The 2,743-nt window shown below is 75.0% G+C and carries 4 protein-coding genes; 1 reads left to right on the forward strand and 3 read right to left on the reverse strand.

Annotation, left to right across the window (positions count from 1 at the left end):
* From PSH25_RS27900 to PSH25_RS27910, 3 genes are all read right to left on the reverse strand, one after another.
* Window positions 1-808 (reverse strand): MbnB/TglH/ChrH family RiPP precursor modification enzyme (locus tag PSH25_RS27900; RefSeq protein ID WP_238661869.1); only part of this gene is annotated, 808 nt, incomplete at its 3' end.
* Entirely contained in the window at window positions 805-1,737 is a 933-nt protein-coding gene (locus PSH25_RS27905; RefSeq protein ID WP_238661870.1) for a TIGR04222 domain-containing membrane protein, read from the reverse strand. The genes PSH25_RS27900 and PSH25_RS27905, both read right to left, overlap by 4 nt.
* Window positions 1,738-1,818: 81 nt before the next feature.
* Window positions 1,819-2,391: a TetR/AcrR family transcriptional regulator gene (locus tag PSH25_RS27910; protein ID WP_091403732.1), complete on the reverse strand. Its 573-nt coding sequence runs from the start codon at window positions 2,389-2,391 to the stop codon at window positions 1,819-1,821.
* Window positions 2,392-2,468: 77 nt separating this feature from the next.
* Here PSH25_RS27910 and PSH25_RS27915 point away from each other — a divergent pair.
* Window positions 2,469-2,743, forward strand: a 275-nt coding sequence (locus tag PSH25_RS27915) for a nitrilase-related carbon-nitrogen hydrolase (protein ID WP_308193745.1), incomplete at its 3' end; no start/stop codon positions are given.

Consider the following 2,743-nt stretch of genomic DNA (forward strand, 5'->3'; position numbering starts at 1 on the left):
CCGGGAAGCCCGCGGCGGCGGCCAGGGCGTCCAGTTCGGCGCGGAGTTCGGCGGCCGGCGGATAGTGGCCGTCGCGTTCCAGCAGCAGCGCCGGCGGTCGCCGCCGGGCGCAGAGCGCGCCGACCAGCTCCAGCACCGCCGCCGGCACCGGGTCGGTGTGGGTGTCGTGGTAGAAACCGCCGTGCTCGGCACCGCCGGCCACGTGGGCGTACGCGACCCGCTCCAGCGGCAGGCGGTCCAGCAACGCGAGCGGGTCGGCGCCCCGGTTGCGGGCGTTGGCGTGCACGTTGGCGACGTCCAGCAGCAGCAGTGCCCCGGTCCGGTCGAGGATCTCGGTGAGGAAGTCCGCCTCGTCCAGCTCGTCGTCGGGCCAGTCGACCAACGCGGCGATCGGCTCCAGTGCGATCGGCACCGGAAGCTCGGCCTGGGCCCGCGCCACGTTGGCGCAGACCGCGTCGACGGCTTCCCGGCTGCGCGGCAGCGGCAGCAGGTGGCCGGCCTCCAGGCCGCCGGCCCGGACGAACGCGATGTGCTCGCTGACCAGCGGGGCGTCCAGGCGTTGCGCCACCGCGGCCAGGTGGGCGACCCGGGCCGGGTCGACCGGCTCGGCGCCGCCGAGGGAGAGCCGCACCCCGTGCGGTACGACGGTCACCGCGCGTTCCCGCAGCTGCGTCAGGCCGGGCGGGAGCGGCCCGGAGGCGGGCACCCCCTCGGCCACCACCTCGACGAAGCGCAGGCCCGGCAGTTCGGCCACGAAGCCGGCGATCTCCGGACGCCAGCCGATGCCCACACCGGACGGGCCGGTCATCCGCCGCACCCGCCGCCGCCCCCGCACCCGCCGCCTCCACCGCCGCAGGAGCTGCCGCCGTCTCCACCGGAGCTGTCGCCTCCGCCACCGGACGATCCGTCGGAGCCGCCCGTCCAGCCGCTGCCGGAGGCGGCCTGGCGTTGAATCTCGGCCTGCTCGGCGAAGCCCGGGTCGAGCGCCCACAGCGTGGCGGTGCCGTACAGGGCCACGCCCATCGCCGCGCCGGCCGCTCCGTAGGTGGCGTAGGCGGGCGCGGAGGCCGGCGCGAGGTGGGTGTGCTCGCGGCGGACGCCGCGTAGCGCGGCTCGACCGGCCCGGGTGAGCATGGGCGCCCGGCGCAGCACCAGCGTGATGGTCAGCAGCGGAACCAGGGTCAACAACAGGTAGCCGACCGGGTGACCGTTGAACAGGCCGGAGACCAACCGGAGCACACCGAGGCCCAGCAGGGCGAACAGGATCGTGGACCAGAAGCGGGCACGCCGGCGCTGCGCGTCGTCGGTGAGCAGCCCGCGCTGCTCCAGGCCGTACCGAATCTGGTGCAGCGCGACGCGTACGCGCTCGTCCTGCGGTAGGTCCCCGACCCGGGCGTGCTGGTGCGCGGCCCAGTGGATGGCCTGATCCAGAGGGGTGATCCCGGTCGGCGCGGGACCGCTGGTGGTCAGCCGGCGGTCTGGTCGTACGCCGATCGCACCGCTGCCGCGCAGCCCGCCGAGTGCGGCGTGCACGGCGAGCCGGGGCCCTCCGTTGAGGTACGCGACCTGCTGCGGCCCGAGCGGGTCGGCGGTCATGGCAGCGGTCGATCCGGCTGCGAGACGGACCCGGTGGTACACCGCTATCGCCACCACCACGGCGGCCGTCAGCAGGTAGTACCGGAGGAAGGTCGGGCCGGAGATGCCCCAGGTGTCACCGGACGCGGCGTTGACGATCATCGACTGCTCCTGTCACCGGAGGGATCGGCGGCCCCATTGTGGAGCAGCCTCGCCACGGTCGTCCGACCGGTGTCGGTGCGGTCAGTGGCGGCGGACCGCCTCCTCGACCAGGTCGAGCACCGGGCCCAGGTCACCGGCCGGTCGGCCCATGGCCAGGTGCAGCACCAGGCCGTCGTAGGCCAGCTCCAGGAACTGGGCCAGCACGTCGATGGGTACGTCCTCGCGCAGCACCCCGGCGTCGCGTTGGCGGGCCAGCCGGTCCCGGGTCGCCTCCGCGATCGCGGCGGACCGTTCCGCCCACCGCCGGGCGAAGGCCGGGTCGGTGCGCAGCCGCCGGGAGACCTCCAGTTGGCTGCCCAGCCAGCCGGTGGTGTCCGGGGAGACGGCGCGGGCGAGCAGATCGCGCATCACCTGCACCAGACCGTTGCGGGCCACGGTCTCGACCATGGCGGCGGCGTCGTCCTCGGCGACGGCCAGGAAGAGCGAGTCCTTGTCGCGGAAGTGGTGGAAGATCGCGCCACGGGACAGGCCGGTGGCCTCCTCGAGGCGGCGTACGGTCGCTCCCTCGTAGCCGAGCCGGGCGAAACACGCCCGCGCTGCGGCGAGGATCTCCTGCCGGCGCGCGTCGAGCTGGTCCTGGCTTACTCTGGGCACACGTCGATCGTCGCAGGTCACCCCGGGGCACGCAAACCGTACGTACGGCTTGGGACGTCGCCGATTACCATCGCCGGGTGACCCAGCCCCGCACCGTGCCCGACTCCCCGCTGATCGTGGCCACCGTCCAGGCCACCCCCACACCGGGCGACGTCGCCGGCAATGCGGTCATCGCCGCCGACCTGATCCGTCGAGCCGGCAAGCGGGGCGCCCGGGTGGCCGTCCTGCCGGAGCTGTTCCTCTGCGCGTACCACCCGCCGGTCCTCGCCGCCGACCCGGCCGGCACGGACGTCGCGGCCGATCCGACCGGGATGGTCGCGGACCCCCGGCTCGACCCGCTGCGCGCCGCGGC

It is taken from the genome of Micromonospora foliorum, from assembly GCF_022229015.1.
GTDB lineage: Bacteria > Actinomycetota > Actinomycetes > Mycobacteriales > Micromonosporaceae > Micromonospora > Micromonospora foliorum.